Raw genomic sequence first — 3,735 nt, forward strand, 5'->3', positions numbered from 1 at the left:
GTGCTCTGCGCTTCGCGAAAATGCCGGAAGCGGGATCACAATTGCCAGTTGATGCCATAAAAGATTGGTTTTCACCATAGTCTCCTAAATAGTGGCGCGCATTCAAATGCGCTACCGCGCATCTATTAATATATCACACTATTGTGTTTTTGTCAACAGTTTGCGCGACAAAATCTGCCTCAAATAAAAACGTTCGTCCGAGTTACATGATTCTTCGTAAGCGCTCCATGAATAACAGACTTGATGGCTGATTCCAACTTCCGCAAACTTGTTTCTTTCAATCTTGACGGGAGCGATCATGAAAAAGGGGGCGGAATTTTTGGAAGCGCATGTGGCGTCAGCCAAACTTGAGGGGGTTCCTTCAAATGACTATGCGCGGCGGCACGGTCTCTCTGTGTCGGCTTTATATTACTGGCAACGTAAACTCAAAAAAGTGGGTTATGGAGACGCGGTGGTTCAGTCCAGTAAATTTGTCGCGCTACACCTTTCCGCAACCGGATCGCACCGCAACGATTGCAACTTGGTTCTGCCTTCCGGTCTACGTCTGGAAATGTCGGTGCTCCCAGAGCCCGAATGGTTGGCTGCGCTTGGGCGCGCTACGCTGGGGGCTCAATAATGCATCCTGGTTGCCCTATCGAGAAAGTTTATCTATGTCGAGAGCCAACAGTCTGCAGCAGCGAGTAGATTACCGCACTGGCGTGCCCCCCCCTTCTGGGGGGGCACTTAACAGCCACGCCTTGCGACCCACCACAAAGGGGCGAATGGCATTCTCACAACACCACAAAATGAAAATCACGCAAAACCCATCGAGATACATGCACCTTCTTTGAAAACACATTCCGCTCTGACCGAGTGGACCAGATCCGCGCAACTGGATAACGGGTGGAAGCGATGTTGGCGTGATACGGCTGCGAAATCTCCTGGTGTCAGATTCCGCATTTGACCAATCAGATGCAGATCATCCTTAGATGGAAGACCGAGATCCAGTTGCTGGCAATAGCGGCTAAACAGTCGTTGTGCTTGATTACGGTCAAGATAATCGAATCGAATCTTGAGATCGAAGCGACGTAATGCCGCCTGGTCCAAACCATCCATTAAATTGGTGGAGGCAATGAAGATCCCGGAGAATCCTTCCATCTGAGTTAGCATCTCGTTGACTTGGGTCTTCTCCCAACTGCGTATGGCAGTACGCCGATCATTCAGAAAACTATCCATCTCGTCGATCATCAAAATCGCCTGATCTATTTCCGCTTCCCTGAAGGCACGGGCAATATTTTTTTCGGTCCCCCCCACATATTGGGACAGCAAATCGGAAGAGCGCTTGACCAAGAGAGGGCAATTCAACTGCTCAGCAACCCACCGCCCAAAGGCGGATTTTCCGGTCCCAGACGGACCAAACAGACAAAGTCTCCCGGCACGGGTATGAGCCAATCCCTCAGCAACCTTGGCCAGATCCACATCGGTTCTCAGGTAACTGGGGTCATAGAGTTCAGGCAACTGGTTCGGATCATTTTTATGAGGAATAGAATGCCCTTGGAACTGTAAGGTATTGTTGATCAGATGTTCCACGGCCTTCCCTGCTTTCGTCGTTCCAAGTTCTTGATAAATGGAACGAACCACTGAAGCGGCTCTACTAACCACGGCGGGAGTCAATTTTTCGGAACGAGCAAGGTGTTTGAGTTGGTCGAAATCGACCATATCACCGCAGGCATCCTGAAGAATTTTTTCTCGATGTGCTTTCGACGGTGTGATCAACTCAAAAACCACGTCATAACGCCGGACGAAAGCGGGATCCATGTTTCCAATGTTATTGGACAACCATACTGTCGGGATCTTATTTTCTTCCAGCATACGGTTGACCCATCCTTTATGATTTTGGGCAGTACTCGGTTGGAAAAGCCCCCCATCACTAAACACATCCTCCACCTCGTCGAACACAAAAATCACACGACTGGTAGAAAAGAAACTCTGAGCAGCACGATAGGCCTTCAACCGTTGAGCGCCATCAATGGGATCCCCCTCCTCGTCCTGATTGGCGATTTCAAAGAGTTCACAGTTCAAGGTTTTGGCCAGAACTTTAGCCAATTGAGTTTTACCGGTGCCCGGTGCCCCATGGATTAAAACATTGACACCTGTGCGTCCGGATGCCATGGCCTGGGCCAAATAGGGTTGAAGGAGTGACAATGATTCTCCCACATGGCCATAGTCATCGATGGACAATTGAGCGGGAGAGGAAGGCGAGACCGTATCTCTCAGCCAGCATATAGGATCATCATTCGACGACAAGATAAGACTGCTAAAATTTCTAGTAGGAAAATCCAATTTCTCCTTGATGGGATAGTTGCTGTTATGGTCCAGAGATATCAGGCCAGTTTTTTTGAGTGTGCCTTGGCGATTCAGTGCTGTACTCACTTGATCAATAGGTAGATTGAGAATAGCGGACAATGCATGAAAAGTCTGCGCAGAAGTCAGAGCCCCCAGGCAATCCATGGCACAATCCAAAAAATGTTCATTGTGAATAAGAACGGCAAACTCCAGAATTTTGCATTCTGTGGCATTTAATCCAATGAGGGAAATCAACCGCCCAATGTTATGAGCCAACAGGTTGGGCACCATGGCTGTGTTAGCCAAATTTTTCTCGGCTTCCGCATGGAGGCCACGCAGTTGAGCCACAGTTTTCTTTTGGTCGAAGTCAAAATTCTCAGGGGTGTTTTCAAGATCGAAACCAAGAAATCCTGCCAAGGTGTCATCACTGAAGCCATGGGGATGAATGAATTTCCTGTGCCCCCCCAACAAAACCAATGCACGCAAAGCCCAAAGTCGGGGTAACAGAGAAGATTGTGCGGTGGTGAACGAATGAGAGTTGCCTTTGTACCAATGGCGTAATCTTGCGGACATCATGACCTCCTTGAAGATGAGGTCATTGTCCACCCAAGATCAGACAGAATGTGTCGCAGCAAGGGTGAGCGGTAACCCGTATCAAAACACCAGAGTTCGACGATTTTTTGCGTAACCTATTGTATTTTAGCGATGTGCATGTTCAAAATTGGCACTACAACGCGATTTTTTAGGGTTTTGGCAAATTGACCGTGTCGAATAGATCCTTTTGTTCCGGTGTCAGGGTAGTAAGCCCCTTGGCTGATTGTTTGCGATGGAGTGTGACCTGGTGATGCAGAATTCTGTGTATCACTTCCAGCATCCGGTCCTGTGTCACGGATTCCGGATTGACACCCAGCACGATGGCCCCTTCCAGTCAGCGGTGAATTCTCAGTTTGGACTTCGGGTCACACAGGTGAGTGAAGACCATGACACGCAGCAGGGCTTCAGCATCAAACTGACGGTGGGGGCGCAATATCCGGCGAAAGGCATCCGAAAACCCCAGTTCATTCCACAGGGCTGTGAGCATCCAATATCCCCAAAGGAGCGGGCGGAAGTGAAATCAATCTCCCCCGTTCCTTCCTCAAGAGTAGGACGACCCATAACGCGAAGCAGACCATTGACCTTGATGCCACCTTGCGAAACATTTCATTGTCGCCGCTCTTTTTTTATTGAGGTGAGCAGGATACGGTAACAATGTAACAGGATATATCGCAGGCGATATATCTGCTCACCTGATTATGTCTCTATCTCAGTGCGCGCCATCAGTTTCTTTCCAGAACAAGGAGTTGCACATATGAGCGCCACGGCAAGTCTTGGCACCATCGCTGCCAGATCGAATTGTTGTATTTCCGGAAA

Annotated in this window: 2 protein-coding genes and 1 pseudogene; 1 reads left to right on the forward strand and 2 read right to left on the reverse strand. The window is 48.9% G+C overall.

All coding sequences use genetic code 11. The annotated features are described in order from the left end of the window. Nucleotides 1-298: 298 nt before the first annotated feature. The gene (gene tnpA / locus IV91_RS0112770; protein WP_031599056.1) at nucleotides 299-616 is read left to right on the forward strand and encodes an IS66 family insertion sequence element accessory protein TnpA; all 318 of its coding nucleotides are present in this window, start codon (nucleotides 299-301) and stop codon (nucleotides 614-616) included. Between the two features lie 176 nt (nucleotides 617-792). Here tnpA and IV91_RS0112775 read toward each other — a convergent pair whose 3' ends face one another. Further along, nucleotides 793-2,901, reverse strand: coding sequence for an AAA family ATPase (locus IV91_RS0112775; protein WP_200874414.1), 2,109 nt, complete (start codon nucleotides 2,899-2,901; stop codon nucleotides 793-795). 283 nt (nucleotides 2,902-3,184) lie between these two features. Then, nucleotides 3,185-3,501, reverse strand: a pseudogene (locus IV91_RS20035) (IS1634 family transposase); the annotation flags it as partial. Nucleotides 3,502-3,735 lie beyond the last annotated feature (234 nt).

Source organism: Ferrovum myxofaciens, assembly GCF_000735045.1.
GTDB classification, from domain to species: Bacteria; Pseudomonadota; Gammaproteobacteria; order Burkholderiales; family Ferrovaceae; genus Ferrovum; species Ferrovum myxofaciens.

What these genes read in the sequence shown, in the direction of transcription:
- tnpA (WP_031599056.1), top strand. Translation starts at nt 299, where the DNA reads ATGAAAAAGGGGGCGGAATTTTTGGAAGCGCATGTGGCGTCAGCCAAA.
- IV91_RS0112775 (WP_200874414.1), bottom strand. Translation starts at nt 2,901, where the DNA reads ATGATGTCCGCAAGATTACGCCATTGGTACAAAGGCAACTCTCATTCG.